This is a genomic window from Streptomyces sp. NPDC002868 (assembly GCF_055563295.1).
Map to the genome: position 1 here is coordinate 191,644 of NZ_JBVHDR010000009.1, position 25,299 is coordinate 216,942.

At 70.3% G+C, this 25,299-nt stretch carries 24 protein-coding genes and 1 pseudogene; 12 read left to right on the forward strand and 13 right to left on the reverse strand.

Going from position 1 to position 25,299, the window contains the following annotated elements:
• Window positions 1–3: 3 nt before the first annotated feature.
• On the reverse strand, window positions 4–2,463 hold the full coding sequence (locus ACZ3H8_RS26190) for an HAD-IC family P-type ATPase (RefSeq protein WP_467405805.1): 2,460 nt from the start codon (window positions 2,461–2,463) through the stop codon (window positions 4–6).
• 117 nt (window positions 2,464–2,580) lie between these two features.
• Window positions 2,581–2,889, reverse strand: a complete 309-nt coding sequence (locus tag ACZ3H8_RS26195) for a DUF2530 domain-containing protein (RefSeq protein WP_467405807.1) — start codon at window positions 2,887–2,889, stop codon at window positions 2,581–2,583.
• A 184-nt stretch (window positions 2,890–3,073) separates the two neighbouring features.
• Here ACZ3H8_RS26195 and ACZ3H8_RS26200 point away from each other — a divergent pair, with 184 nt between their 5' ends.
• On the forward strand, window positions 3,074–4,522 hold the full coding sequence (locus ACZ3H8_RS26200; RefSeq protein WP_467406137.1) for an NCS2 family permease: 1,449 nt from the start codon (window positions 3,074–3,076) through the stop codon (window positions 4,520–4,522).
• A gap of 24 nt (window positions 4,523–4,546) precedes the next feature.
• On the opposite strand, the gene ACZ3H8_RS26205 is transcribed toward ACZ3H8_RS26200, so the two are convergent.
• Window positions 4,547–4,729: a ribbon-helix-helix protein, CopG family gene (locus tag ACZ3H8_RS26205; RefSeq protein WP_307662705.1), complete on the reverse strand. Its 183-nt coding sequence runs from the start codon at window positions 4,727–4,729 to the stop codon at window positions 4,547–4,549.
• A gap of 140 nt (window positions 4,730–4,869) precedes the next feature.
• On the opposite strand from ACZ3H8_RS26205, the gene ACZ3H8_RS26210 reads away from it, so the two are divergent.
• The 3 genes from ACZ3H8_RS26210 to thpR all read left to right on the forward strand — a co-directional run bounded on the left by ACZ3H8_RS26210 (window position 4,870) and on the right by thpR (window position 7,373).
• Window positions 4,870–5,313, forward strand: coding sequence for a MarR family winged helix-turn-helix transcriptional regulator (locus ACZ3H8_RS26210; RefSeq protein ID WP_307662706.1), 444 nt, complete (start codon window positions 4,870–4,872; stop codon window positions 5,311–5,313).
• Between the two features lie 28 nt (window positions 5,314–5,341).
• Entirely contained in the window at window positions 5,342–6,664 is a 1,323-nt protein-coding gene (locus ACZ3H8_RS26215; RefSeq protein WP_467405810.1) for an MFS transporter, read from the forward strand.
• A gap of 139 nt (window positions 6,665–6,803) precedes the next feature.
• The gene (gene thpR, locus ACZ3H8_RS26220) at window positions 6,804–7,373 is read left to right on the forward strand and encodes an RNA 2',3'-cyclic phosphodiesterase (RefSeq protein WP_467405812.1); all 570 of its coding nucleotides are present in this window, start codon (window positions 6,804–6,806) and stop codon (window positions 7,371–7,373) included.
• A gap of 139 nt (window positions 7,374–7,512) precedes the next feature.
• On the opposite strand, the gene ACZ3H8_RS26225 is transcribed toward thpR, so the two are convergent.
• The 3 genes from ACZ3H8_RS26225 to ACZ3H8_RS26235 all read right to left on the reverse strand — a co-directional run bounded on the left by ACZ3H8_RS26225 (window position 7,513) and on the right by ACZ3H8_RS26235 (window position 9,750).
• Window positions 7,513–8,502, reverse strand: a complete 990-nt coding sequence (locus tag ACZ3H8_RS26225) for an aldo/keto reductase (protein WP_467405815.1) — start codon at window positions 8,500–8,502, stop codon at window positions 7,513–7,515.
• 50 nt (window positions 8,503–8,552) lie between these two features.
• A complete protein-coding gene (locus ACZ3H8_RS26230; RefSeq protein WP_467405817.1) occupies window positions 8,553–9,143 on the reverse strand; it encodes a Uma2 family endonuclease in 591 nt (196 codons plus the stop codon).
• Between the two features lie 91 nt (window positions 9,144–9,234).
• Window positions 9,235–9,750 (reverse strand): MarR family winged helix-turn-helix transcriptional regulator, encoded by a 516-nt coding sequence (locus ACZ3H8_RS26235; RefSeq protein ID WP_467405819.1) that lies wholly within the window; start codon window positions 9,748–9,750, stop codon window positions 9,235–9,237.
• A gap of 24 nt (window positions 9,751–9,774) precedes the next feature.
• Here ACZ3H8_RS26235 and ACZ3H8_RS26240 point away from each other — a divergent pair, with 24 nt between their 5' ends.
• A complete protein-coding gene (locus tag ACZ3H8_RS26240) occupies window positions 9,775–10,287 on the forward strand; it encodes a carboxymuconolactone decarboxylase family protein (RefSeq protein ID WP_467405822.1) in 513 nt (170 codons plus the stop codon).
• 230 nt (window positions 10,288–10,517) lie between these two features.
• A complete protein-coding gene (locus ACZ3H8_RS26245; protein WP_307662713.1) occupies window positions 10,518–10,985 on the forward strand; it encodes a hypothetical protein in 468 nt (155 codons plus the stop codon).
• 68 nt (window positions 10,986–11,053) lie between these two features.
• On the opposite strand, the gene ACZ3H8_RS26250 is transcribed toward ACZ3H8_RS26245, so the two are convergent.
• On the reverse strand, window positions 11,054–11,755 hold the full coding sequence (locus tag ACZ3H8_RS26250) for a GDSL-type esterase/lipase family protein (protein ID WP_467405825.1): 702 nt from the start codon (window positions 11,753–11,755) through the stop codon (window positions 11,054–11,056).
• A 124-nt stretch (window positions 11,756–11,879) separates the two neighbouring features.
• On the opposite strand from ACZ3H8_RS26250, the gene ACZ3H8_RS26255 reads away from it, so the two are divergent.
• Window positions 11,880–12,851, forward strand: coding sequence for a WD40 repeat domain-containing protein (locus ACZ3H8_RS26255; RefSeq protein ID WP_467405827.1), 972 nt, complete (start codon window positions 11,880–11,882; stop codon window positions 12,849–12,851).
• A gap of 68 nt (window positions 12,852–12,919) precedes the next feature.
• On the opposite strand, the gene ACZ3H8_RS26260 is transcribed toward ACZ3H8_RS26255, so the two are convergent.
• The 3 genes from ACZ3H8_RS26260 to ACZ3H8_RS26270 form a co-directional block, all read right to left on the reverse strand.
• Window positions 12,920–13,309, reverse strand: a complete 390-nt coding sequence (locus ACZ3H8_RS26260; protein ID WP_467405829.1) for a PPOX class F420-dependent oxidoreductase — start codon at window positions 13,307–13,309, stop codon at window positions 12,920–12,922.
• A 113-nt stretch (window positions 13,310–13,422) separates the two neighbouring features.
• Window positions 13,423–14,541: a phosphoserine transaminase gene (gene serC, locus ACZ3H8_RS26265; protein ID WP_467405831.1), complete on the reverse strand. Its 1,119-nt coding sequence runs from the start codon at window positions 14,539–14,541 to the stop codon at window positions 13,423–13,425.
• Between the two features lie 82 nt (window positions 14,542–14,623).
• Window positions 14,624–15,190 carry a GTP-binding protein gene (locus ACZ3H8_RS26270; RefSeq protein ID WP_467406139.1) on the reverse strand — a complete coding sequence of 189 codons (567 nt, stop codon included), beginning with the start codon at window positions 15,188–15,190 and terminating at the stop codon, window positions 14,624–14,626.
• Window positions 15,191–15,525: 335 nt separating this feature from the next.
• Here ACZ3H8_RS26270 and ACZ3H8_RS26275 point away from each other — a divergent pair, with 335 nt between their 5' ends.
• Window positions 15,526–18,378 carry an FAD-binding and (Fe-S)-binding domain-containing protein gene (locus ACZ3H8_RS26275; protein WP_467405833.1) on the forward strand — a complete coding sequence of 951 codons (2,853 nt, stop codon included), beginning with the start codon at window positions 15,526–15,528 and terminating at the stop codon, window positions 18,376–18,378.
• Here ACZ3H8_RS26275 and ACZ3H8_RS26280 read toward each other — a convergent pair.
• The 3 genes and pseudogenes from ACZ3H8_RS26280 to ACZ3H8_RS26290 form a co-directional block, all read right to left on the reverse strand.
• A complete protein-coding gene (locus ACZ3H8_RS26280; protein ID WP_467405835.1) occupies window positions 18,365–18,799 on the reverse strand; it encodes a pyridoxamine 5'-phosphate oxidase family protein in 435 nt (144 codons plus the stop codon). The genes ACZ3H8_RS26275 and ACZ3H8_RS26280 overlap by 14 nt on opposite strands.
• Window positions 18,796–19,089 (reverse strand): annotated as a pseudogene (locus ACZ3H8_RS26285) (hypothetical protein); the annotation flags it as partial. The gene ACZ3H8_RS26280 and the pseudogene ACZ3H8_RS26285, both read right to left, overlap by 4 nt.
• A gap of 60 nt (window positions 19,090–19,149) precedes the next feature.
• Window positions 19,150–20,037: a LysR family transcriptional regulator gene (locus tag ACZ3H8_RS26290; protein ID WP_467405836.1), complete on the reverse strand. Its 888-nt coding sequence runs from the start codon at window positions 20,035–20,037 to the stop codon at window positions 19,150–19,152.
• Between the two features lie 110 nt (window positions 20,038–20,147).
• On the opposite strand from ACZ3H8_RS26290, the gene ACZ3H8_RS26295 reads away from it, so the two are divergent.
• The 4 genes from ACZ3H8_RS26295 to ACZ3H8_RS26310 all read left to right on the forward strand — a co-directional run bounded on the left by ACZ3H8_RS26295 (window position 20,148) and on the right by ACZ3H8_RS26310 (window position 25,295).
• Window positions 20,148–21,110, forward strand: a complete 963-nt coding sequence (locus ACZ3H8_RS26295) for an EamA family transporter (protein ID WP_467405839.1) — start codon at window positions 20,148–20,150, stop codon at window positions 21,108–21,110.
• A gap of 77 nt (window positions 21,111–21,187) precedes the next feature.
• Window positions 21,188–21,982 (forward strand): TIGR03084 family metal-binding protein, encoded by a 795-nt coding sequence (locus ACZ3H8_RS26300; protein WP_467405840.1) that lies wholly within the window; start codon window positions 21,188–21,190, stop codon window positions 21,980–21,982.
• Complete coding sequence (locus ACZ3H8_RS26305) at window positions 21,979–23,700, forward strand: acyclic terpene utilization AtuA family protein (RefSeq protein ID WP_467405843.1); 1,722 nt, start codon at window positions 21,979–21,981, stop codon at window positions 23,698–23,700. Before ACZ3H8_RS26300 ends, ACZ3H8_RS26305 begins: the two co-directional genes overlap by 4 nt.
• On the forward strand, window positions 23,697–25,295 hold the full coding sequence (locus ACZ3H8_RS26310; RefSeq protein ID WP_467405844.1) for an acyl-CoA carboxylase subunit beta: 1,599 nt from the start codon (window positions 23,697–23,699) through the stop codon (window positions 25,293–25,295). The genes ACZ3H8_RS26305 and ACZ3H8_RS26310 overlap by 4 nt, the downstream gene beginning before the upstream one ends.
• Window positions 25,296–25,299 lie beyond the last annotated feature (4 nt).

Below are 25,299 nucleotides of genomic sequence, written 5' to 3' on the forward strand. Positions count from 1 at the left end.
CGGCTAAGCCGGGTACTTCCTGTCCACCACCCGCCACGCCACCTCCAGCAGGACCGCCCCTGTCGCCGCGATCCCCACCGCGCCCCACGGCATCGTCGTCCCCACCAGCTTCAGCGCGAAGAAGTCCTGCAGCCACGGCACGATCAGCACGATCAGGAAGCACGCCCCCATCGCCGCCACCAGGCACACCCGCCACCATGTGTACGGGCGGGCGATGATCGCCAGGACCCACATAGAGACCAGGAACAGCGTCAGCGTCGCCGCGCTCGTTTCCGCGTCCAGTGCGCCCGGGCCGCTGTAGTGCGAGCGGGCCAGCAGATACGTGGAAAAGGTGGCAGCCGCCGCGATCACGCCCGCCGGGATCGCGTACCGCATCACCCTGCGTACGAAGTGCGGCTTCGCGCGCTCCTTGTTCGGGGCCAGCGCCAGGAAGAATGCCGGTACGCCGATGGTCAGCGTCGACAGCAGCGTCAAGTGCCGTGGCAGGAAGGGGTATTCGACCTGGCTGCAGACCACCAGGATCGCCAGCAGCACGGAGTACACCGTCTTGGTCAGGAAGAGCGTGGCGACTCGGGTGATGTTGCCGATGACCCGGCGCCCCTCCGCCACCACCGAAGGCAGCGTCGCGAAGCTGTTGTTGAGCAGCACGATCTGGGCCACCGCGCGCGTCGCCTCCGAGCCCGAGCCCATCGAGACGCCGATGTCCGCGTCCTTCAGGGCCAGGACGTCGTTGACGCCGTCGCCCGTCATCGCGACGGTGTGGCCGTGGGACTGCAGCGCGCCCACCATGTCGCGCTTCTGCCGCGGGGTGACCCGGCCGAAGACCGAGTTGGAGTCCAGGGCCGTGGCCATCTCTGCCTGCTCCGTGGGGAGCCGGCGCGCGTCCACCGTGTTCTGTGCGCCCGGCAGACCGAGCTTTCCGGCCACCGCGCTCACCGACACCGCGTTGTCGCCGGAGATGACCTTCGCCGCGACGTTCTGGTCGGCGAAGTACCGCAGCGTGTCGGAGGCGTCGGGCCGCAGCCGCTGCTCGAGCACAACCAGCGCCGCCGACTCGGCCCCGGCCGCGACGGCCGGCGCGTCCAGTTCGCCCGCCGCCCGGGCGAGCAGCAGCACCCGCAGGCCCTGCTCATTGAGCTGCTCGATCTCGGCCAGGGCCGGATCGCCCGTCGACAGCAGCACATCGGGCGCGCCCAGCAGCCATGTGGAGCTCTCGCCGTTGCCTTCGCTGAAGCTGGCGCCGCTGTACTTGCGCGCCGACGAGAAGGGCAGCGACTCGGTGCAGCGCCAGTCCTCGCTGTCCGGATACGCGTTGATGATCGCCTGGAGGGAGGCGTTGGGCCGGGGGTCGGACTCGCCGAGCGCGCCCAGGACTTTACGTATGTACGTCTCGTCCGAGTCGCCCAGCGGCCGCAGCTCGGTGACGTCCATGCCGCCTTCCGTCAGCGTGCCCGTCTTGTCGAGGCAGACGACGTCGACCCGCGCGAGCCCCTCGATCGCGGGCAGTTCCTGCACCAGGCACTGCTTGCGGCCGAGCCGGATGACGCCGATCGCGAAGGCGACCGACGTCAGCAGCACAAGCCCTTCGGGGATCATCGGCACGATGCCGCCGACGGTCCTGGCCAGCGAGTCCTTGAAGTTGTTGCTCTTGACGACCAGCTGGCTGATGATGAGCCCGATCGCGGTCGGGACCATCATCCAGGTCACGTACTTGAGGATCGTCGAGATACCGCTGCGCAGCTCCGAGTGGACGAGCGTGAACCGGGACGCCTCCTCCGCGAGCTGCGCCGCGTAGGCCTCGCGCCCCACCTTCGTCGCCGTGAACGCCCCGCCGCCCGCGACCACGAAGCTCCCCGACATCACCTTCTCGCCCGGCTGCTTGACGACCGGGTCGGCCTCACCCGTCAGCAGCGACTCGTCGATCTCCAGGCTGTCCGCCTCCGACACCTCGCCGTCCACGACGACCTTGTCGCCGGGCCCGAGTTCGACGAGATCGCCGAGGACGATCTCGGAGGTGGAGACTTCCGCGGCCACGCCGTCGCGTCGCACCGTCGGTCTGGCCTCGCCGATGACCGCGAGCCCGTCCAGCGTCTTCTTGGCGCGCAGCTCCTGGATGATGCCGATGCCGGTGTTGGCGATGATCACAAAGCCGAAGAGGCTGTCCTGGATCGGCGCGACGAAGAACATGATCACCCACAGCACGCCGATGATGGCGTTGAAGCGGGTGAACACATTGCCGCGGATGATGTCGGCGGTGGAGCGCGAGGAGCGGACGGGTACGTCGTTGACCTCGCCCCGCGCGACTCGCTCGGCGACCTCCGCGGCCGTCAGCCCGGAAGAGCGCCGCACCATCGCTGATGGGGGTGGCTTCATCGGGTGTACGGGGTCGAGTTCGGCTCCCGCGTCGATGACGGGTTGGCCCGGCTCGGGGCCGTCCGTGTCGATCCTCGCCCGCTGCGTCATGGTTTCGACGGTACGGGCGGAAGGACCGGTTCACCCGCCGAGTGCGCCGAAGTCAGACCCGGGTAGGACGCGAATCGTCCCCTGGCACTACAAGCGCCGTAGGGTCACCCACCTTCGTCATTTGCCTTCGTCGGTTGCGGAAGCCGCACCGTCATCCGCTGCCTTGGCCTCCGCCGCCTCGGCGGCCTGCGAGCGCTTGAGCGCCGCCTCCCGCCCCCGCACGTACCAGATGCCGATCAGCCCGAGACCGGCGCCGGCCAGGCATGTCCACACCCACCACATGAGGTCGCGCTCGTCGAACCAGCTGTAGAAGGGGATCTGTACGAGGAAGAGGACGAACCAGAGGATCGTGCCGCCGATGATGGTGGCGACGACGGGCCCCTCCAGGGGCTCGGGTGCCTCGTGCTTGGGGGTCCACTTCGCCATGCGCACAGTGTAGGCGGCACCCGACCAGCCGTTCGGGTGCCGGTCGTCCCAAGGATCTACGCGCGGAGATAGCGATCTCCGTCATATGCATTCATACTGAAACGGTTTGCCGTTGGCCTGAATTATTCGTGCAAACATCCAAGCCCCCCACCCCCCGGTACGACTGAGGTTCCGCATGTCCCCCATGACTACCGTCTCGGTCGGCGGCGCCCCGCAGCCGCCGGCCCCCGGTCAGCAGCCGCAGAACCACCTGGACCGCTTCTTCAAGATCTCGGAGCGCGGCTCCACGGTCGCCCGCGAGGTACGCGGCGGATTCGCCACCTTTTTCGCGATGGCCTACATCATCGTGCTGAACCCGATCATCCTCGGCAGCGCGAAGGACATGTACGGGCACCAGCTCGACGGCGGCCAGCTGGTCACCGCCACCGTGCTCACCGCCGCCTTCTCCACGCTGCTCATGGGCGTCATCGGCAATGTCCCGATCGCTCTCGCGGCCGGCCTCGGCGTGAACACCGTCGTCGCCCTCCAGCTCGCGCCCCGGATGTCCTGGCCGGACGCGATGGGCATGGTCGTACTCGCCGGCTTCGTCGTGATGCTGCTGGTCGCCACCGGTCTGCGCGAGCGCGTGATGAACGCCGTGCCGCGCAGCCTGCGCAAGGGCATCGCGATCGGCATCGGCCTCTTCATCATGCTGATCGGCCTGGTGGATGCGGGTTTCGTCTCCCGTATCCCGGATGCCGCCATGACCACCGTCCCGCTCCAGCTGGGCGCGGGCGGCCATCTGGACGGCTGGCCGGTCCTCGTCTTCGCCCTCGGGGCGCTGTTCACGCTCGCGCTGATCATCCGTAAGGTGCCGGGCGCGATCCTCATCTCGATCGTCGTGATGACGATCGTCGCGATGGTCATCAACGCGGTGGCGACGGTCCCGTCCTGGGGCCTGACCACGCCGAAGTGGCCCGGCAATCCGGTCGCGTCGCCGGACTTCGGACTGGTGGGCGAGGTCAGCCTGTTCGGCGGCTTCGGGAAGGTCGGTTATCTGACGGGCGTGCTGTTCGTCTTCACCGTGCTGCTGTCCTGCTTCTTCGACGCGATGGGCACGATCCTCGGCGTCGGCGACGAGGCCAAGCTGATGGACAAGGACGGCAACTTCCCCGGAATCAACAAGGTGCTCTTCATCGACGGCATCGCGGTCGCCTCGGGCGGCGCGACCTCGTCGTCCGCCGCGACATGCTTCGTGGAGTCCACGGCGGGCGTCGGCGAGGGGGCCCGTACCGGCCTCGCGTCCGTCGTCACGGGTGCGCTGTTCTCGGTGGCGCTGTTCCTCACGCCGCTCGCCACGATGGTCCCGTCCCAGGCGGCGACGCCCGCGCTGCTGGCGGTGGGCTTCCTGATCCTGGCGGGGTCGGTACGGGACATCGACTGGAACGACTTCACCGTCGCCGTCCCGGCGTTCCTGGCGATGGTGATGATGCCGTTCACGTACTCCATCACCAACGGCATCGGCATCGGCTTCATCGCCTTCAGCGTGCTGCGGCTGGCGGCCGGAAGGGGCCGTGAGGTGCCCGTCGCCATGTACGTGGTGTCTGCGGTGTTCGTCTTCTACTACGCGATGCCGGCGCTGGGCCTTACGTAAGGCGCTTCACGTCCGCCCGTAGCTTCACGTACGCCCGTAGAACTTCTCTGTCTCGTCGACCGCCGCCTTGAAGCGTTCGTCGAAGTCATCGCGGATGAGCGTCCGGACCACATAGTCCTGGACGCTCATTCCGCGTCTGGCGGCATGGTGCCTGAGACGGTCGAGCAGCTCACCGTCTATCCGGAGACTGAGCACTGTCGATCCCATGTCAGCCAGGGTTGCCGTACCGCCGTGGCCGGTGTGTCACTTTCCGGATCCGTCTCACTCATATGGGTGACACAGCTATCTCCTGGCCGGCCGTGGCACCGACTGGTATTTAGGCAGGGTAATGAGTTATGCTAACAAACATGCCTGACCTGTCCCCTGGCAGCGACGCGGACGTCGCCGCCGTGAACGCTCTCCGCTCGGCCGTGATGCGGCTGGGCCGACGCCTGAAGCATCAGCGCGTCGACGAATCGCTGAGCCCCACCGAAATGTCGGTGCTCGGCACCCTCGCCCTTTGCGGCTCCGCCACCCCCGGCGAGCTGGCCCGCAAGGAGCATGTCCAGCCGCCGTCCATGACCCGGATAGTGGCGTTGCTCGAGGCCAAGGGACTGGTCCGGCTCGAGCCGCACCCCGATGACCGCCGGCAGAAGGTGGTCAGCCCGACCGAGCGGGCGGAAGCCATGCTCGAGGAGAGCCGCCGCAAGCGGAACGCCTGGCTGGCCTCGCTCGCGGAGGGTCTGGACGAGGACGAATGGGCGAAGCTGCGCGCAGCCGCCCCCGTACTGGAGAAGCTCGCACACCTGTAACCAAGCACCTTTGAGGAGGCGAACCCTTTTGAGTACGGGACCCGGAGCAGACTCCGCACCCGCACCCGCCCCTACAACCATGTTCAGCTCGCTGAAGATCCGTAACTACCGGCTCTTCGCCACCGGGCAAGTGGTCTCCAACACCGGCACCTGGATGCAGCGCATCGCCCAGGACTGGCTGGTACTGACGCTGACCGGATCCGCGTCCGCCGTCGGCATCACCATCGCGCTGCAGTTCCTGCCCATGCTTCTGTTCGGCCTGTACGGCGGCGTGCTCGCGGACCGGCTGCCCAAGCGGCCGCTGTTGCTGGCCACCCAGGTCGCGATGGGCCTCACCGGCCTGGCGCTCGCCGTGCTCACGCTCAGCGGCCATGTCCAGGTGTGGCACGTCTACCTCACGGCCTTTCTGCTCGGCCTCGTCACGGTCGTCGACAACCCGGCGCGCCAGTCGTTCGTCGCCGAGATGGTCGGTCCTGAGCAGCTGGGCAACGCGGTCAGCCTCAACTCCGCCAACTTCCAGTCCGCGCGGCTGGTCGGCCCGGCCGTCGCCGGTGTGCTGATCACGGCCGTCGGCAGCGGTTATGCCTTCCTGCTGAACGGACTGTCCTTCCTCGCGCCCATCGCGGGCCTGTTGCTGATGCGCACCAGCGAGCTGCACAAGCTCCAGCGCGCACCGCGCGCCAAGGGGCAGCTGCGGGAAGGGCTGAAGTACGTCGCGGGCCGGCCCGAGCTGATCTGGCCGATCGTCCTCGTCGGCTTCATCGGCACCTTCGGCTTCAACTTCCCGATCTGGCTCTCGGCCTTCGTGGACGACGTCTACCACTCCGGCGCGAGTACGTACGGCCTGCTCAACACCCTGATGGCGGCCGGCTCCCTGGCGGGCGCCCTGCTCGCCGCCCGGCGCGGCACCTCGCGACTGCGGGTGCTGGTGGGTGCGGCGGTGCTGTTCGGCGGCCTGGAGATCGTGACCGCGTTCGCGCCGCAGTTCTGGATCTTCGCGGTGCTGATGGTGCCGATCGGGATGTTCGGTCTGACGGTCAACGTCACGGCCAACTCCAGCATTCAGATGGCGACGGAACCGGCCATGCGGGGCCGCGTGATGAGCCTGTTCATGATGGTCTTCGTGGGCGGTACGCCACTGGGCGCGCCCCTCGTCGGCTGGATCACCGACACGTACGGACCGCGGATCGGCTTCGCGGCGGGTGGCACGGTGGCGCTGGTCGCGGCGATCGGAGTCGGCGTGATGCTCGCCCGTGTGGGCGGGCTGCGCCTCAAAATAGATCTGCGGCGGGGACGCAGGCATGTGGAGTTCGTCCCGAGGGCGAGCGACGAGCTCGCGACGGCGGCGTAAGCGGGCGGACGGTCGGTAGGGGCCGGGCCCTGCGGTCGGTACGGGGTCGGGCCCCGCGGTCCGTACGGCTCTGGCCCCCGGTCCGTATGACATGGTCCCACCCGTCCCGTACCGCCCCCGTTTGGGCCAGACTCGGATCATGAGGCTTTTCGCTGCCGTACTGCCGTCGGCCCCGGCCGTCGGTGAACTCGCCCTCGCCGTCGACCGGTTGAGGACCCTGCCCGGTGCGGACGGCCTGCGCTGGACCGGCCGGGACGGCTGGCACTTCACGCTCGCCTTCATGGGCGAGGTCGACGACGGCCTGCTCCCCGAGCTGCACGAGCGGCTCGGGCGGGCCGCCCACCGGACCGCGTCCTTCCGGCTGCGCCTCCACCGCGGCGGACGGTTCGGCCGGCGGGCGCTGTGGGCGGGCGTGGCGGGCGGCCTGGAGGAGATGCGCATGCTCGCGGAACGCGCGGACGCGGCAGCCCGGCGGTCCGGGGTCAGCATGGAGGAGCACCGCCGGTACCACCCGCATCTCACGATCGCCCGCAGCCGCGACGACGCGGATCTGCGCCCGTACGTCGAGGCGCTCGACACCTTCGAGGGCACGCCCTGGGAAGTGGCCGAGCTCGCGCTCGTACGCAGCAATCTGCCGGTGAGCGGGGTACGGGGCGAGCAGCCGCGGTACGAGACGGTCGGGTCCTGGCCGCTCGAACGGGCGAGTTAACCTCATTGCGTGAACCCCAAGACCAGAAACCAGATCATGGCCGGCGTACTCGTGCTGATTTTCGTGATCGTTGCCGTGGCGGCCGTGGTCGGTCAGTAACCCTGACCGACCCACGGCCGCGTCCCGGGCCTGTCAGGCCCTACCAGGCGAAGGCCTCCGGCGAGGGCCCCGGCCCCGGGAAGATCTCGTCCAGCGCGGACAGCACCTCGTCGCCCAGCTCCAGCTCGACGGCGCGCAGCGCGGAGGCGAGCTGGTCCGCCGTACGCGGCCCGACGATGGGCCCGGTGATCCCCGGCCGGGTGAGCAGCCAGGCCAGCGCGGTCTCGCCCGGCTCCAGGCCGTGCTTGTCGAGCAGGTCCTCGTACGCCTGGATCTGCGCACGGGTCTCGGCGTCGCCGAGGGCTTCCGCGGCCCGCCCGGAGGCACGCCGTCCGCCTTCGGTCTCCTTCTTGATGACTCCGCCGAGCAGCCCGCCCTGCAGCGGCGACCACGGAATCACGCCGAGGCCGTACTCCTGCGCGGCCGGGATGACCTCCATCTCGGCGCGGCGCTCGGCGAGGTTGTACAGACACTGCTCGCTGACCAGGCCGAACGAGCCGAGGCGGCGGGCGGTCTCATTGGTCTGCGCGATCTTCCAGCCGGGGAAGTTGCTGGAGCCCGCGTAAAGGATCTTGCCCTGCTTGATGAGGACGTCGATCGCCTGCCAGATCTCCTCGACGGGCGTGTCCCGGTCGATGTGGTGGAACTGGTAGAGGTCGATGTAGTCGGTCCGCAGCCGCTTGAGACTGGCATCGACGGCGCGGCGGATGTTCAGTGCGGACAGCTTGTCGTGGTTGGGCCAGGCGTCGCCGTCGGCGGCCATGTTCGCGTACACCTTGGTGGCGAGCACGACCTTGTCGCGGCGGTCGCTGCCCTTGGCGAACCAGCTGCCGATGATCTCCTCGGTGCGGCCCTTGTTCTCGCCCCAGCCGTAGACATTGGCGGTGTCGAAGAAGTTGATCCCCGCGCCGAGCGCGGCGTCCATGATGGTGTGGCTGTCGGCCTCTTCGGTGAGAGGCCCGAAGTTCATCGTCCCGAGGACGAGTCGGCTGACCTTGAGTCCGGTGCGTCCGAGCTGCGTGTACTTCATGAGTACCAAGCCAACGCCTTCGAGCGCGCTCAAGGCAAGGGCGGACGGGGTCAGTCGCGGGGGAATTCACCGGTGGTGAGGGTGAGGCCGAGGGGCGTGCTGGTGAGGTCGAGCGGCTGCCCGAAGGCGACCTTCGTCTCGGTCGTGTAGTCCCCGTCCTTTGGCTGGGTGTGGAGGAGGCACTTACCGGTGTACGGGTCGACGATCAAGAAGACCGGGACTTCGGCGACGGCGTAGGCGATCTTCTTCGGGCCGTAGTCGTTGAGTGCGGTGCCCTTGGAAATAACCTCGGCGATGAACTCCACGTCCTCGAAGCGCCAACGGCCCCGGCTGTCCTGCACCGCTCCGTCGCGGAGCTTGGCCACGTCCGGGCAGAAGCCGTTCTCCGGGCCGGGGAAATCGATGCGCACGTCCGACAGCACCTCGACATCCATGCCGAACTTGTCTTCCAGTGCTCTGACGATCCTGCGGATGATCTGCCAATGGACGGTCCGCTGTGGCGACATGAAGACGCTTCCCCCGACGATCTCAACCTTCATTCCCTCGGGGACGGGCATCTGCTCAAGCCTCTCGAACCACTCGTCCAAGCGCTCGGCGTTGTCGTCGGCCATGTCGATCCTGTCGGTGTCTACGACGGTCATCGTGGCGCTCCTCCCTGCTGCCGCTCGATCGCATGCAGCCGCGCACTACAACGATACGCACGGTGACATGACACGCCGTGGCGAGAACTCGTCACGCGCCGCCGAACCAGCCCGCGGCGTCGAGCCGGAAGGCCTCGGCCGGGACGACCGTACGCAGCGCGTCCTCGATATCGGCCACGCGCCCCGCGCCGAGCGCGTCCGCCCACTCCGCGCGCAGCTGGTCGAAGATCGCGGCCGAGCGGGCGAGGGCGTCCATTCCGTGCGCGGTCAGCCGGATCAGCTTGCGGCGCGCGTCGGCCGGGTCCTCGGCGCGTTCGGCGTAGCCCAGCGCGACGAGGCGGTCGACCGTCTTGCCGGCGGCCTGTTTGGAGACCCCGAGCCGCCGCCCGATCTCGCTGGCGGTCGCGCCGTGCGCGCCGATGGCCTGCATGGCGAAGCCGTGCGCGGGCCGTACGTCCGGGTGGCCCTGCGCGGCCAGTTCCGCGTGGAGCCGGTCGATGAGGGAGCGGAACCCGGCGAAGAGCAGCAGGGGCAGCTCGTAACCGGGCACGTCGGCAATGGTGTTGCGCACTTCGACAACCTGATTTACCTTTTTGTCGTCAACCACGTTGTCGATTATAGGAGCCGCCGCATGTTCGCTGAACACACTCTGGAATCGGCGCCGGCCGCCTCGCGCCGCGCCATGGAGTCGACGATGAAGCGCCTGGGCCACCTGCCGCCGGCCGTCGCCAGACTCGCCTCCTCACCCCACCTGCTGGACGGCTTCCTCAAGCTCAGCGCGATGTTCGAGCAGACGACCCTCGACCCGGTCGCCCGCGAGGTGGTCGTCATGACGGTCGCGGCGCGGAACGAGTGCCATGTGTGCGTGGCGATGCACACCGGCAAGCTGCGCGCGCTGGGTGCGGGGGAAGGGCTGATCGCCGCGCTGTGCGAGCAGAAGCCGCTGGCCGATGAACGCCTCGAAGCGGTACGGCAGTTCACGCTGGAGGTGCTGCGTACGGCAGGGGAGGTGGGCGACGAGGAGCTGGGGGCGTTCCTGGCGCGGGGCTATACGGAGCAGAACGCGCTGGAGGTGGTGATGGGCATCGGGACGTACACGATGTCGACGCTGGCGAACCGGCTTACGCGCGCGCCGCTTGAATAGCGGCCGGATTTGGTCGGTGCATGCCAAAATTCACTGCGAACGTCCTTGCCTTCTCGAGGCGCCCGTGCCCCAATGCAATTGTCACTGACTGCCCATCAGTCCCAGAGCGGTCGGCGCGGGAATCGAGCCCCGGGGCAGCCCCAACACCCCCACCCCACGGATCCCGCGAGCCCGCGCAGTGGCAGTCGGCGACGCCAGCCCGTAACCCCCCACATGAGAGCGGGACCCCCATGAGGCACGGCAGACTCGGAATCGGCGCATTACTGGGCATCGGCGTGATGGCCGCAGGTTCGCTGGCCATGGCGCCCATCGCGAACGCGGTGACGCCGGAAACAGCCACCATCTCCTTCGACTGTGGTTCGTTCGGTTCGGGCACGGCGACGCTCACGGCCACCCAGGACGGGACGGCCGCGACCATCAGCGTGTCCACATCGGCCATTACGTCTCCCATCGCCATCTCGGCGAACTCGGTCAAGTCGACCCTGACCCTGACCAAGAACGGCTCCGGCACCGCGACGTTCACCGGCAACGCCAACCCGGCGATCCCGGCCGGGGGCGCGGTCTCCACCGGACCGCTCGACGGAACGGTCGCCGCGGGCGACAGCCTGGAGGCGAAGTCGCTGGAGGTCGTGGTCTTCGGCATCACCGCGAACTGCACCGCGACTTCTGCGCAGTCTCCCGGCCCGTTCGTGTTCTGACAGCCGGCGGAAGCCACAAAGCCAAAGGGCGGCGTCACGCACACTCGCGTGGCGCCGCCCTGACTGGCTTACCTGACGGACTCGCGGCTGACCGACCTGTACGGCCCGCCCAGGCCCCATGCCTGGTGCATCGCCCCCGCGAACGCCGCCGCCAGTTTGTGTTCGCCCGACGGGCCCGGGTGCGTCCCGTCGTATGTGTCCCTGTTGATGGCGTACGACTCCGGACGCGACGCCAGTAGGATCGGCGAGGTCGCCGAGTCCAGGTCCGCGACCGACTTCGCCAGCAGTTCGTTGAAGCGGTTGCACTCCGCCGCGAAGGGGGCGTCCGTACGGGCACGGATGTTGGGGATGACCGGGAGCAGGACCATCCGGATGTGCGGGTTGGCCGCGCGGGCCTCGGCGATGAAATGGCGGGCGTTCAGGGCGGTTTGGGTGCTGTCCGTGTAGAAGCCGAGGTCTATCAGGCCGAGCGAGACCAGCAGTATGTCCGCCTGCTCCGCGGCGACCGTCTCCCGGACGATCGGGGCCATGTGCAGCCAGCCCTCTCCCCAGCCCGCGAGGTGCCTGCGGGCGTCGGCAGGGAAGGCGGGGTCCGCGTACGCGGTGCCGACGGGGGCGTTGGCGACGGTGTCGTACAGCTCGGTGCGCGGGCCGACGATCTCGTACGGGCCGTCGAAGGACGTGGCCAGGTGCTGCCACATGCGGTAGCGCCAGGTGTAGTCGCCGGCGCGTCCGATGGTCATGGAGTCGCCGACGAACATGAAACGCATGGGCGCAATCATGGCCGATCAAGCCGCGCACCTGCGATGTGAGGCTGGACACGGGCGGCTCGGACGGCCGGGTCGGCCGGGCCGTCGACGGTGCCTGCTGATCGCGTCGTGGCAGGCTGGGGCCATGCGTTCGCTTCCGTACGTCACCGGGGCCGCCGCGGCTGCCGCCGTCGTGGTGCTCGCCGCCGCCCCCGTCGCCGCCGACGACTCCGGGTTCACGATCCAGGACCCGCGGATAACGGAGTCCAGCGGGCTCGCCGCCAGCCGCGTGCACCCAGGGATCTACTGGACGCACAACGACCAGGACGAGCCGCGCGTCTTCGCCGTCGACTCCAAGACCGGCGAGACCGTCGCGACGATCACCCTCAGCGGGGTCGGGAAGCCCCGGGACATGGAGGCCATCTCGGTCGGCACGGACGGGAACGTCTACGTCGGGGACATCGGCGACAACCTCGACGGCGGCTGGGACCACGTCTGGATCTACCGCTTCACGGAGCCGAAGGCGCTCAAGGACATGACCGTCCGCGCGACGCAGTACACCGTGAAGTACGCGGACGGCGCGCGGAACGCCGAGGCGCTGATGGTCCATCCCAAGACCGGCCGCGTCTACATCGCGTCGAAGAACGAGGACGGCGGCGGGCTGTACGAAGGGCCCGCGACCCTCAGCCCGACCCGGACCAATGTCTTCCGGCGGATGGGGGAGGTGCCGTGGGTGACGGACGGGGCCTTCTCGCCGGACGGGAAGGAGCTGGTGCTGCGCTCGTACTTCAGCGCGCGCGGGTACGAGTGGAAGGACGGCGGTCTCGGGGCCGACCACCGGGTGTCGGCGCCGATTCAGGGGCAGGCCGAGTCCGTGACGTACACCGCTGACGGCACGGCGCTGATGTTCGGGACGGAGGGGGAGCAGAGCGAGGTGGAGCGGGTCCCGCTCGGCAAGGAATCCGTCTCGGACGGGGGAAGCAAGTCACCGTCCGAGGGCGGGAGTTCGGCCGCCGACGACGGCGGCGACAAGAGCAGCTTTACGTATGGGCTCATCGTCCTGGTCGGCGCCGCCGCGCTCGTCTTCGGGGGGAAGCGGCTGCTGCGCCGCGACTGAGGCGACCTGGCGCGTCCGACGCGGGCGGGCGCCCCCGGATGCGGCCACTCGCGCGGGCGACGCGGTCGCTACACCGGCCGCACTTCGTACTGCAGCGTCCTGTCCCGCTTCACCTTGTGCGCGAACGGGACCAGCGCCCCATGCACGAACGGGTACTTCCGCGACAGCAGCTTCGCCGCGTGCCGGTACTCCTCGCTGTCCTGGTCGAGCAGCCGCACCCGCGCCTTGATCGTCGGCCCCGTCGGCCTGCCGCGCAGCGTGCACGGCGCGAGCTCGATCTCCGGGTTGTTCCGCATCCGCCGGGCCTTCCATGCCTTGGCGTACGTGCGGACGTAGGCGTGGTCGCCCTCGACGGCGATACTGACGGCGGTGCCGACGCCGGTGCCGTCCCGTTTGTAGCTGGTGAGCAGGACGGCGTACTGCTCGACGAAGGGGGTGAGCCCCTGACTCGCGCTCATACCTCCATCAATGCACCACCCGGGCCGGCCGTCACCCCGCCGCGCACTCCCGTACGCGGCGAGGGGCCCGGCAGCGTCATGCCGCCGGGCCCCTCGCTCGTGGGCTTGAGCCCTCAGAGCTTCTCGATCACGTAGTCGATGCACGCCGTCAGCGCCTGCACGTCCGCCGGGTCGATCGCCGGGAACATCGCCACCCGCAGCTGGTTCCGGCCCAGCTTGCGGTACGGCTCCGTGTCGACGATGCCGTTCGCGCGCAGCACCTTCGCCACCGCCGCCGCGTCGATCTCGTCCGCGAAGTCGATCGTGCCGATGACCTGCGAGCGCTTCTGCGGGTCCACCACGAACGGCGTCGCGTACTTGGACGCCTCGGCCCATCCGTACAGGTTCCGCGACGACGTCGCCGTGCGGCGGACCGACCAGTCCAGTCCGCCCTGGGTGTTCAGCCAGGTCAGCTGCTCGTTCAGGAGGAAGAGCGTGGCCAGCGCCGGGGTGTTGTACGTCTGGTTCTTGAGCGAGTTGTCGATCGCCGTCGGCAGCGAGAAGAACTCCGGTACGTGGCGGCCCGAGCCGTGGATACGCGCGGCGCGCTCCAGCGCGGCCGGCGAGAAGACGCCGATCCACAGGCCGCCGTCCGAGGCGAAGGATTTCTGCGGGGCGAAGTAGTAGACGTCCGTCTCGGCGATGTCGACCGGCAGCCCGCCCGCGCCCGACGTGGCGTCGACCAGGACCAGCGCGCCCTCGTCCGCGCCCGCGACCCGCTTGATCGGGGCCGCGACGCCCGTGGAGGTCTCGTTGTGGGTGAAGGCGTAGACGTCGACACCCGCCTCGGCCTGGGGGTCGGGGTGTGTGCCCGGGTCCGAGGCGATGACCGTCGGCTCGGCCAGCCACGGCGCGAGCTTCGACGCCTTCGCGAACTTGGACGAGAACTCGCCGAAGGACAGGTGCTGGGACTTGTTGTCGATCAGGCCGTGCGTCGCGATGTCCCAGAAGGCGGTGGAGCCGCCGTTGCCCAGGATCACCTCGTAGCCCTCGGGGAGCTGGAAGAGGTCGCGTACGCCGTCGCGCACCGCGCCGACCAGGTTCTTGACCGGGGCCTGGCGGTGGGACGTGCCGAGGAGGGATGTGCCGGTCGCGGCCAGGGCGTCCAGCGCCTCCGTACGCACCTTGGAGGGGCCCGCGCCGAAACGGCCGTCGGCGGGCTTGATGTCAGCGGGAATCTGGATCTCAGCCACGTTCCGGAGCGTATCCGGTCGAGGGACGCGGCGGATACGCGGTCCGGCCGATGAGACGGCACCCCGGGTCCTGACCTGCGCGTCAGTCGCCCGTGTGGTCCTGACCGTGGTCCTCCTTGTGGTCCTCCGCGCGGTCCTCTTTGTGGTCCTCCTCGCGGTCTTCCTCGCCCAGCGACAGCGCGTGCAGATACTCGACCAGCGCGATCAGTACGAACTTGCTGGAGGAGTGATCGCGGGCGTCGAACTCCACCAGAGGCACCTCCGGCCCCAGCGTCAGCGCCTCGCGGATCTGCTCCTCGCTGTGCAGCGGGCCGCCGAAGTCGTTGACGGCGACGATGAAGGGCATGCCGTGGTGTTCCAGGCGGTCGAGTGCGTACCAGGCGTCGGGCAGCGAGCGGGTGTCGACCAGGACGACCGCGCCGAGCGTGCCGGCGAAGATGCGGTCCCACAGGAACCAGAAACGTTCCTGGCCGGGGGCGCCGAAGAGGTACAGGACGCTGCGCTGGTCGATCGTGATCCGGCCGAAGTCGAAGGCGACGGTGGTGGAGCCCTTGGCGCGTACGCGGCTGGTGTCGTCGAGCGTGCGGCCCGCGCTGTTCACCACCTCCTCCGTGTGCAGCGGGCGGATCTCGCTGACGGAGCGGACCATCGTCGTCTTGCCGACTCCGAAGCCGCCCACGACGACGATCTTCAGGGCGTCGACGGTCGTCCCGGGGAGCGCGGGGTGGGGCTGCGCCGGGGGGACCGTCCGCGTGACGCGGGTCATTGGTTCTGGGCAGTGCCGGTCATCGAGTGTTGCCTTCCGGGGTGGCGAGGGCGTAACTGGAGCCGTTTGTTCCTGATCAAGTGGTCGTCACTATAGGAGAGTTGGCGATCACAATTGGGGAGTTCCTCTGGGCTTTCTCGCGGGCGCTGCGGCGCAACGGGCGCAAGCGGCACGTTTCCTGCCGGTGTGATGTGAGTGACAGGGGCATCCTGAGACACATGGCTGAACAGCGACAGGCGGGGCGAGGCGGGGCGAGCCGGCGCGAGACCGGCGAGCTGGCGCGGGAGCTCGCGAAGGCGGTGCGCGGCGAGGTGGACTTCACCGCGGCCGCCCGGGCCCTGATGACCATGGACGCGTCCAACTACCGGCGCGTCCCGGTCGGCGTCGTGACGCCGCGCGACGCGGAGGACGTGGCCGCCGCCCTGGAGGTGTGCAGGCGGCACGGGGTGCCGGTGGTGCCGCGCGGCGGCGGTACGTCGATCGCCGGGCAGGCCACCGGCATCGGTGTGGTGCTGGACTTCACCCGCCATATGAACGCGCTGGTGGAGCTGGACACGGCCGCCCGTACGGCGGTGGTGCAGCCCGGCGTCGTACTGGACACGCTGCGCGACGCCGTTCGGCCCGACGGGCTGACGTTCGGGCCCGATCCGTCCACACACAACCGCTGCACGCTGGGCGGGATGATCGGCAACAACTCCTGCGGTGCGCACTCGGTGGCGTGGGGGACGACCGCCGACAACGTCCGCGGCCTGTCGGTCGTGACGTACGGCGGGGACGAAATCCGCCTTGGCCAGGGCTGGGAGGGCGGTGCGCCGACCGGCCTGCGGGAGCTCGTCGGCCGGAATCTGGCGCTGCTGCGGACAGGGTTTCCGGACGGGCTGCCGCGCAGAATCTCCGGATACGCGCTGGACGCCCTGCTGCCCGAGAGGGGCGTCGACCTCGCGCGGGCTTTCTGCGGCAGTGAGGGCACGCTGGGGGTGGTGACGGAGGCGGCCGTACGCCTGGTCGGCGCGCCGCGTGCGCGGGCGCTTGCCGTCCTCGGTTACCCGGACGAGAGCGCGGCGGCCGACGCGGCGCCCGGGCTGCTGGCGCACCGGCCGCTGACCGTCGAGGGCATGGCCGAGGACCTGGTGCCGGACGCGCATGGGCTGCCGCGCGGCGGGGCCTGGCTGTTCGTGGAGACGGGCGGCGACACGGCGGCCGAGGCGCGGGCCGCCGCGGCCGCCATCGTCCGGGCGGCGGACGCGCTGGACGGCACGGTGGTGGACGACCCGGCGGGCATGCGGGCGCTGTGGCGGGTACGGGAGGACGCGGCGGGGACGGCGACGCGGACCGCCGAAGGCGGCGAGGCCTGGCCGGGGTGGGAGGACTGCGCGGTGCCGCCGGCCCGGCTGGGGGCGTATCTGCGGGACTTCCGGGCGCTGCTCGCCGAGCACGGTCTGAGCGGCACGCCGTACGGACACTTCGGGGACGGCTGCATCCATGTCCGTATCGATTTCGACCTGATGAGCGAGCAGGGCGTGGCCCGCTTCCGGACGTTCTCGGTCGAGGTCGCGGAACTCGTCGTCGCGCACGGCGGTTCGCTGTCGGGCGAGCACGGCGACGGGCAGGCGCGCGCGGAGCTGCTGCCGAAGATGTACGGCGACGAACTGGTCGCCCTCTTCGGCCGGTTCAAGGACGTGTGGGACCCGGCGGGCGGCATGAACCCGGGGATACTCGCCCGCCCCGACCGGCTCGACTCCAATCTCCGCTTCTCCGTCCTGCCGAAGGAGCCGGTGGAGGTGGCGTTCGGCTATCCGCACGACGGCGGAGACTTCGCGACGGCGGTACGCAGGTGTGTCGGCGTGGCCAAATGCCGTACGACTGAAGCGGGTTCTGGCGGCGGTGTGATGTGCCCGTCCTTCCGGGCGACGGGCGAGGAACAGCACTCCACGCGCGGGCGGGCCCGGCTGCTGCACGAGATGCTGGCGGGCGAGGTGGTACGCGACGGCTGGCACTCGACGGAGGTGCGGGACGCGCTCGATTTGTGCCTGTCCTGCAAGGGGTGCCGCAGCGACTGCCCGGTGGGCGTCGACATGGCCACGTACAAGGCGGAGTTCCTGCACCACCACTACGCGGGCCGGGCGCGGCCCGCGTCGCACTATGCGATGGGCCTTCTGCCTGTCTGGCTGCGGGCGGCTGCTCCCTTTGCCCGGATGGCCAACGCGGTGGCCCGGATCCGCCCGCTGGCGGCGCTCGCGAAGCGTTTGGGCGGAATCGCCGCGGAGCGTTCACTTCCCACGCTCGCACCGGTGACCTTCCGGCGCTGGCTGCGGGAGCACATGGGTGACCGGACGGAGATCCTGGCGAAGAACCGCACGGCGGTGCTGTGGCCGGACACCTTCACCGACCACCTGTCCCCGTCCGTCGGCCGGGCGGCGGTGAAGGTCATGGAGGCGGCGCGCATCGGCATCGTGCTGCCACCGGGCCGGGTCTGCTGCGGTCTGACGTACGTCTCGACGGGCCAGCTCGACCGCGCGCGTGCCGTGATGCGCCGGACGCTGGACACGGTGGAGCCGCTGCTGGACCTGGCCGTCCCGGTGGTGGTCCTGGAGCCGAGCTGCGCGGCGGCGCTCAAGACGGACCTGCCGGAACTGCTGGTCGAGGACCCCCGGGCGGCGCGCTTGGCGGCATCGGTCCGGACCTTCGCCCAGGCGCTGGAGGAGTGCGCCCCGGACTGGGCCCCGCCGCGCCTGGACCGGGCGGTTGCCGGCCAGACGCACTGCCACCAGCATGCGGTGCTGGGGGACGCGGCGGAGCGCCGTCTGCGTGAACGGTCCGGGCTGGTGGGGGAGTTGAGTGGAGGCTGCTGCGGCCTGGCGGGGAACTTCGGCTTCGAGAAGGGCCACTACGGGGTGTCGGTGGCGTGCGCGGAGGACCAGCTGCTGCCGGCGGTGCGGGCGGCGGGGGAGGGGGTGGAGCTGCTGGCGGACGGGTTCTCGTGCCGTACGCAGCTGGAGCAGCTGGAGGGGAGGCGGGCGAGGCACCTGGCGGAGGTGCTGGCGGAGGGCCTGGGAGTCACCCGGTCGTGAGCTCTCCGATGGTGAGTTCTTCGATCAGCGGCGGGTCCTGGGTGAAGTCGCTGTAGCGCACCCAGGTCGGCCGGACCCGCACATGCGTGATGCCCGGCCAGACGAGTCGGTCCCGGCCGTCCGGGTACGCGGTGAAGTAGCACGCCTGAATGCGCTCGAGTTCGGAGCCGGTGGGGAAGTCCGCGACGCCCTCGATCTGCGCGGTGATCGCGTCGTCCCAGCCGATCACGAGCGCGATGCGGGGGTCGGCGTGCAGGTTGAGGCACTTGCGCGTGGTCTCTACGGTGTCGAACACGATCTCGAGCTCGTCGCTGACGGCGTATCCGACGACGGCGGCCTGGGGTGCTCCGTCCGGGGCGACGGACGCCTGGACGGCGAGCTTGTACCGGCGAAGGAACCACATCAGCTCGTCGCGCTTCATGGGCCCTCTCTACCACGGGCGGGACGACGCAGCGGGCAGCCCGGGTCGGGCGCGGTGCGGTTCGGTGAGCACGTCACCAGGGCGAGGGAGAGGAACGCGGGGCGTTCGAGATAGAAGCCGAGGGATACGTCGCCGCCCCAGCGGAGTGTCCCGGCGGTGGAGTTGACCAGCGCGGCCAGGCGAGCGCTGTCCCGGTCCGAGTCGGAGCCGAAGCGGGGCGCGTACTCGGCCAGTCGCTCGCCGAGCCAGGCCGCGGCATCCTTCGGCTCCTCCCATGTTCCTTCCCCCAGCGGGACCGCCTGAGATCGACGCTACGGAGCGTGTTTCCCCACGTCCATGCCGACTTGGGATTATTCCCGTTCCGGCATAGATGATCTCGAAGACTCAGCCGTCGCCACCTCCCGTGCCAGCGCCCCCAGTTGAGGGATCGCCGGATGCCCCGCCGTCTCGCGCCACGCCAGCAGCACCGGCGCCGGTGGCGCGTCCGACAGCGGGCGGTACGCGACGCCCGGGTGCGGGTGCATCTCCGCCGTGGAGGCCACCGACGCGCCCGCGCCCCGGCCCGCCGCGATCGCCGTCAGCCAGTCGTCCGTGTTCGCCACCGTGAGCACCTTTGTGGGGCGGGACTCCGGTGGCCAGAGGTCCAGCGTCGTCAGGCCCGAGACCGTGTTCAGGATCACCGGTCCCGCCGCCAGGTCCGCGAGTGCCAAGGAAGTGCGCGCCGCCAGGGGGCCGTCCGACGTCACCGCCGCCACCCGGGGTTCCGCGAAGAGGAGCTCGGTGATCAGGCCGGGGGTGTCCACCGGGCCGCGCAGGACCGCCGCGTCGACCTCGCCGCGGGCGAGGCCTGCCGTGCGGTCGTCGATGCGCAGGAGTTCCAGCGGGGTGTCCGGGTGCTCCTGCTGCCAGCGGCGCAGCAGTGGGGTGGTGTACGGGCCGAGCGCGGACCAGGCGTGGCCGAGCCGCAGCGGCCAGCGGCGCAGCCGGCCCGCGTCCAGGGCCTCGTCGAACGCGGCGACCGCTGCGGTCGCCTTGTCGCGGAAGACCAGGCCCTCCGCGGTGAGGGCGAGATGATGGGTGGATCGGTCCACCAGCCGGGTGCCGAGGTGTTTTTCCAGCGCGGCCAGCGACCGGGAGACCGCGGGCTGGGTGAGGTGCAGCCGGGCAGCCGCCCTGGTCACGCTGGACTCCTCCGCGACGGCCAGGAAGCAGCGGAGATGGCGTATCTCGATGCTCATGCACGTGGAGCATAACGGCAGCACAGTCGGCATTTCACGCAGCGCGCGAAGACCCGTAGCGTGGAGGGCGTCGGCCGAAAAGCGCTGAGAAGCATCGAGGGAGGTTTCCGGTGGACGAGCCTCGCAACAGTGTCGTCGCCAACGAGCCGGAAGCCGCCGTCGCCCTGGAGGGTGCCGTCGCCCTGGAGGGCGCCGCCCGTACACCCGGCTCCCGCGGCAGCCTCGGGCCTGTCGCGCTCGTCGTCTCCGGTGCGCTCTCCGTCCAGTTCGGCGCGGCCGTCGCCGTACTGCTCATGCCGCGCGCCGGAGCCCTCGGCGTCGTCACCCTCCGGCTCGTCCTCGCCGCGCTCGTCCTGCTCGTCGTCTGCCGGCCCAAGCTCCGCGGGCACTCGCGCGCCGACTGGAGCACCGTCGTCGCCTTCGGCGCCGTCATGGCCGCCATGAACGTCCTCTTCTACCAGGCCGTCGACCGCATCCCGCTCGGCGTCGCCGTCACCCTCGAGGTCCTCGGGCCGCTCGCGCTCTCGGTCATCGTGTCCCGGCGGCTGATCAACCTCGTCTGGGCGGGCCTCGCGCTCGCCGGCGTGGTCCTGCTCAGCGGCGGCGGCTTCGACCGGCTCGACCCCGTGGGCGCTCTCTTCGCTCTGTCCGCGGGCGCGATGTGGGCCGCGTACATCGTCTTCAGCGCCCGCACCGGGCGGCGGTTCCCGCAGGCCGACGGGCTCGCGCTGGCCATGGGTGTCGGGGCCGTGCTGAGCCTGCCGCTCGGGATCGCCGAGGCCGGGTCGAAGCTGATCGTGCCCTCCACCCTCGGGCTCGGCCTCGCCGTCGCGCTGATGTCGTCCGTCCTCCCGTACACGCTGGAGCTGCTCGCACTGCGCCGGCTGCCCGCCCCGACCTTCGCGGTGCTGATGAGCCTGGAGCCGGCGATCGCGGCGACGGCCGGGTTCCTCGTACTGCATCAAGCCCTTTCCGTGCTGGACGCGTTGGCGATCGCGCTGGTCATCGCGGCGAGCATGGGTGCGGTACGGACCCAGGTGGCCAGAAAGTCGTCAGAAAAGATCCAGAGCTAAAGCAAGCATGCTTGCTTGTTTTCCTGAGCGCTGCCATGCTCCAGGGCACACAACGTCGTGTCCTGAGGGAGCGCACCGTGTCCGACCCAACCGTCGTACTCGACGACCTGCTCAGCGAGAGCGACCAACTCGACCGGCTGGTGAGCGAGTTGGCGCCGGCGGCATGGGCGCGCCCCACTCCCGCCGAGCGCTGGAGCGTCGCGCACCAGATCGCCCACCTCGCGTGGACCGACTCCGCCGCCCTCCTGGCCGTCACCGACCCCGGCGCCTTCGCCGCCCAGGTCGAAAAGGCCCTCGCCGCGCCCGACTCCTTCGTCGACGACGGCGCGGACGAAGGGGCCGCGCTGCCGCCCGACCGGCTTCTCGCCCGCTGGCGCGACGGCCGCGAGCGCCTCCAGCTGGCCCTGCGTGCCGCCCCGGCCGGCGCCCGTTTCCCCTGGTACGGGCCGCCGATGAGCGCCGCGTCCATGGCGACCGGGCGGCTGATGGAGACCTGGGCGCACGGGCAGGACATCGCGGACGCGCTCGGCGTCGTACGCGAACCGACCGCGCGGCTGCGGCACGTCGCGTACATCGGCGTGCGGGCGCGGGACTACGCCTTCGGAGTACGAGGACTGACGCCGCCCGCCGCGCCCTTCCGGGTCGAACTGACCGCGCCGGACGGCGATCTGTGGGCGTACGGACCCGAGGACGCCGCCCACCGCGTCACCGGCCCCGCCCTCGACTTCTGCCTGCTGGTGACCCAGCGGGCGCACCGCGCCGACCTCGCCGTACGGGCCGAAGGGGAGGACGCCGACCGGTGGCTGGACATCGCGCAGGCCTTCGCGGGCCCCGCGGGACCCGGGCGCGCGCCGAAGGGAGCCCGCTCGTGAAAGAGCCGCTGCGTATCGGGAACGCGTCCGGCTTCTACGGCGACCGCTTCGACGCGGTCAGGGAAATGCTCACCGGCGGGCCGCTGGATGTTCTGACCGGGGACTATCTCGCCGAGCTGACCATGCTCATCCTCGGCCGCGACCGGCAGAAGGACCCCCGCCTCGGCTACGCCAAGACCTTCCTGCGGCAGCTGGAGAACACCCTCGGTCTCGCCCACGAACGCGGCGTGAAGATCGTCACCAACGCCGGCGGGCTCAACCCGGCGGCCCTCGCCGACGCCGTCCGCGCCATCGCGGACCGCGTCGGCGTACCCGTCAAGGTCGCCCACGTCGAGGGCGACGACCTCGCCGCCCGCTTCCCGGACGCCCTCACCGCCAACGCCTACCTCGGCGGCGCCGGCATCGCCGAGTGCCTGCGCGCCGGCGCCGATGTCGTCGTCACCGGCCGGGTCACCGACGCGGCCCTGGTCACCGGCCCCGCGGCCGCGCACTTCGGGTGGAGCCCCGAGGACTACGACGCGCTCGCCGGCGCGGTCGTCGCCGGGCACGTGCTGGAATGCGGCACGCAGGCCACCGGCGGCAACTACGCGTTCTTCAGCGGGCACGACGTACGCCGCCCCGGCTTCCCCCTCGCCGAGATCCACGCCGACGGCACGTCCGTCATCACCAAGCACGACGGCACCGGCGGCCTGGTCGACGTCGGTACGGTCACCGCACAGCTGCTCTACGAGACCGGGGGCGCGCGGTACGCGGGACCCGACGTCACAGCGCGCCTCGACACCGTACGGCTGGCGCAGGACGGTCACGACCGGGTTCGGATCTCCGGCGTACGCGGCGAAGCCCCGCCGCCCACCCTGAAAGTCGGCCTCAACCGGATCGGCGGCTGGCGCAACGAGGTCGTGTTCGTGCTGACCGGACTCGACATCGAGGCCAAGGCGCGCCTGGTGCAGGACCAGTTGGAGGACACCCTCGGCAAGCACCGTCCGGCCGACGTGCGGTGGGAACTGGCACGCACCGAGCGGCCCGACGGCGACACCGAGGAGCAGGCGAGCGCGTATCTGCGCCTCGTCGTGCGCGACAGCGACCCGGACAGGGTCGGGCGTGCGGTGAGCGGCGCGGCGATCGAGCTGGCGCTCGGGAGCTACCCGGGCTTCCATGTGACGGCCCCGCCGGGCAAGGGCGCGCCGTACGGGGTCTTCGAGGCCGAGCACGTCGACGCGGCCGAGGTTCCGCATACGGCCGTACTGCCCGACGGCGAGCGAAGGGAGATGGGGGTCCCCCCGGCCGAAGGCTGGGGGAAGATTGCGGTGCCGACTTCCGTACGTACGAAAGAAGTCGAACCGGTCGACAGTGGGTCCGAGCTGCCGGATGTGCTGCCGGACGGGCCTCGTCGCGCCGCGCCCCTCGGTCTGGTCGCCGGCGCCCGCAGCGGCGACAAGGGCGGCGACGCCAACGTCGGGGTGTGGGCGCGTTCCGACGACGCCTGGCGCTGGCTCGCCCACGAGCTGACCGTGGACCGCTTCCGCGCGCTGCTCCCGGAGACTGCCGGGCTGAGAGTCACACGCCATGTCCTGCCGAATCTGCGCGCCCTGAACTTCGTCGTCGAAGGCATCCTCGGCGAAGGCGTCGCCGCGCAGGCCCGGTTCGACCCGCAGGCCAAGGCGCTCGGCGAGTGGCTCCGTTCGCGCTACGTCGACATCCCGGAGGTTCTGCTGTGACCGTGTTCGCCTCGGCCGTCGACCCCGCCGGTTCCGAATTCGCCGCTCGCCGCGATGCCATGCTCGGCAGGCTCGCCGAGCTGGACGCCGAGCACGCCAAGGCGCTCGCGGGCGGCGGCGAGAAGTACGTCGCGCGGCACCGGGGGCGCGGAAAGCTGCTCGCCCGGGAGCGGATCGAGCTGCTGCTCGACCCCGACACGCCCTTTCTGGAGCTGTCCCCGCTCGCCGCGTGGGGCAGCGACTATCCGGTCGGCGCGTCGATGGTCACCGGCATCGGCGTGGTGGAGGGCGTCGAGTGCCTGATCACGGCCAACGATCCGACCGTGCGGGGCGGTGCGTCCAACCCCTGGACGCTGAAGAAGGCCCTGCGCGCCAATGAGATCGCGTACGCCAACCGGCTGCCCTGCATCTCACTTGTCGAGTCCGGCGGCGCGGATCTGCCGTCCCAGAAGGAGATCTTCATCCCCGGCGGGGCACTCTTCCGGGACCTCACCCGGCTGTCGGCGGCCGGGATTCCGACGATCGCGGTGGTCTTCGGGAACTCGACGGCGGGCGGGGCGTACGTACCCGGGATGTCCGACCACACCATCATGATCAAGGAACGGTCGAAGGTCTTCCTCGGCGGACCGCCGCTGGTGAAGATGGCGACGGGGGAGGAGAGCGACGACGAGTCGCTCGGCGGCGCGGAGATGCACGCGCGTACGTCGGGCCTCGCCGACTACTTCGCTCTCGACGAGGCGGACGCGCTGCGGCAGGCGCGGCGGGTGGTCGCGCGCCTCAACTGGCGCAAGGCGCACGCCGATCCATCGCCCGGCGAGCCGCCCAAGTACGACGAGGAGGAACTCCTCGGGATCGTGCCCGAGGATCTGCGCACCCCCTTCGACCCGCGCGAGGTCGTGGCGCGGATCGTCGACGGCTCGGACTTCGACGAGTTCAAGCCGCTGTACGGGCCGAGCCTGGTGACCGGGTGGGCGCGGCTGCACGGCTACCCGGTGGGGGTGCTGGCCAACGCGCAGGGCGTGCTGTTCAGCGAGGAGTCCCAGAAGGCGGCGCAGTTCATCCAGCTCGCCAATCAGCGGGATGTGCCGCTGGTCTTCCTGCACAACACCACCGGCTACATGGTCGGCAAGGAGTACGAGCAGGGCGGCATCATCAAGCACGGCGCGATGATGATCAACGCGGTGTCGAACTCCAAGGTCCCGCATCTGTCGGTGCTGATGGGAGCCTCGTACGGAGCTGGGCACTACGGGATGTGCGGTCGGGCGTACGACCCGAGGTTCCTCTTCGCGTGGCCGAGCGCGAAGTCGGCGGTGATGGGCCCGCAGCAGCTGGCGGGCGTGCTCTCGATCGTCGCCCGTGCTTCGGCGGCGGCGAAGGGGCAGCCGTACGACGATGAGGCGGACGCGGGGCTGCGCGCCATGGTCGAGCAGCAGATCGAGTCCGAATCCCTGCCGATGTTCCTCTCGGGGCGGCTGTACGACGACGGGCTCATCGACCCGCGCGATACGCGGACGGTGCTGGGGCTGTGCCTGTCCGCGATCCACACGGCACCGGTCGAGGGCGCGCGCGGCGGCTTCGGCGTCTTCCGGATGTGAGGGC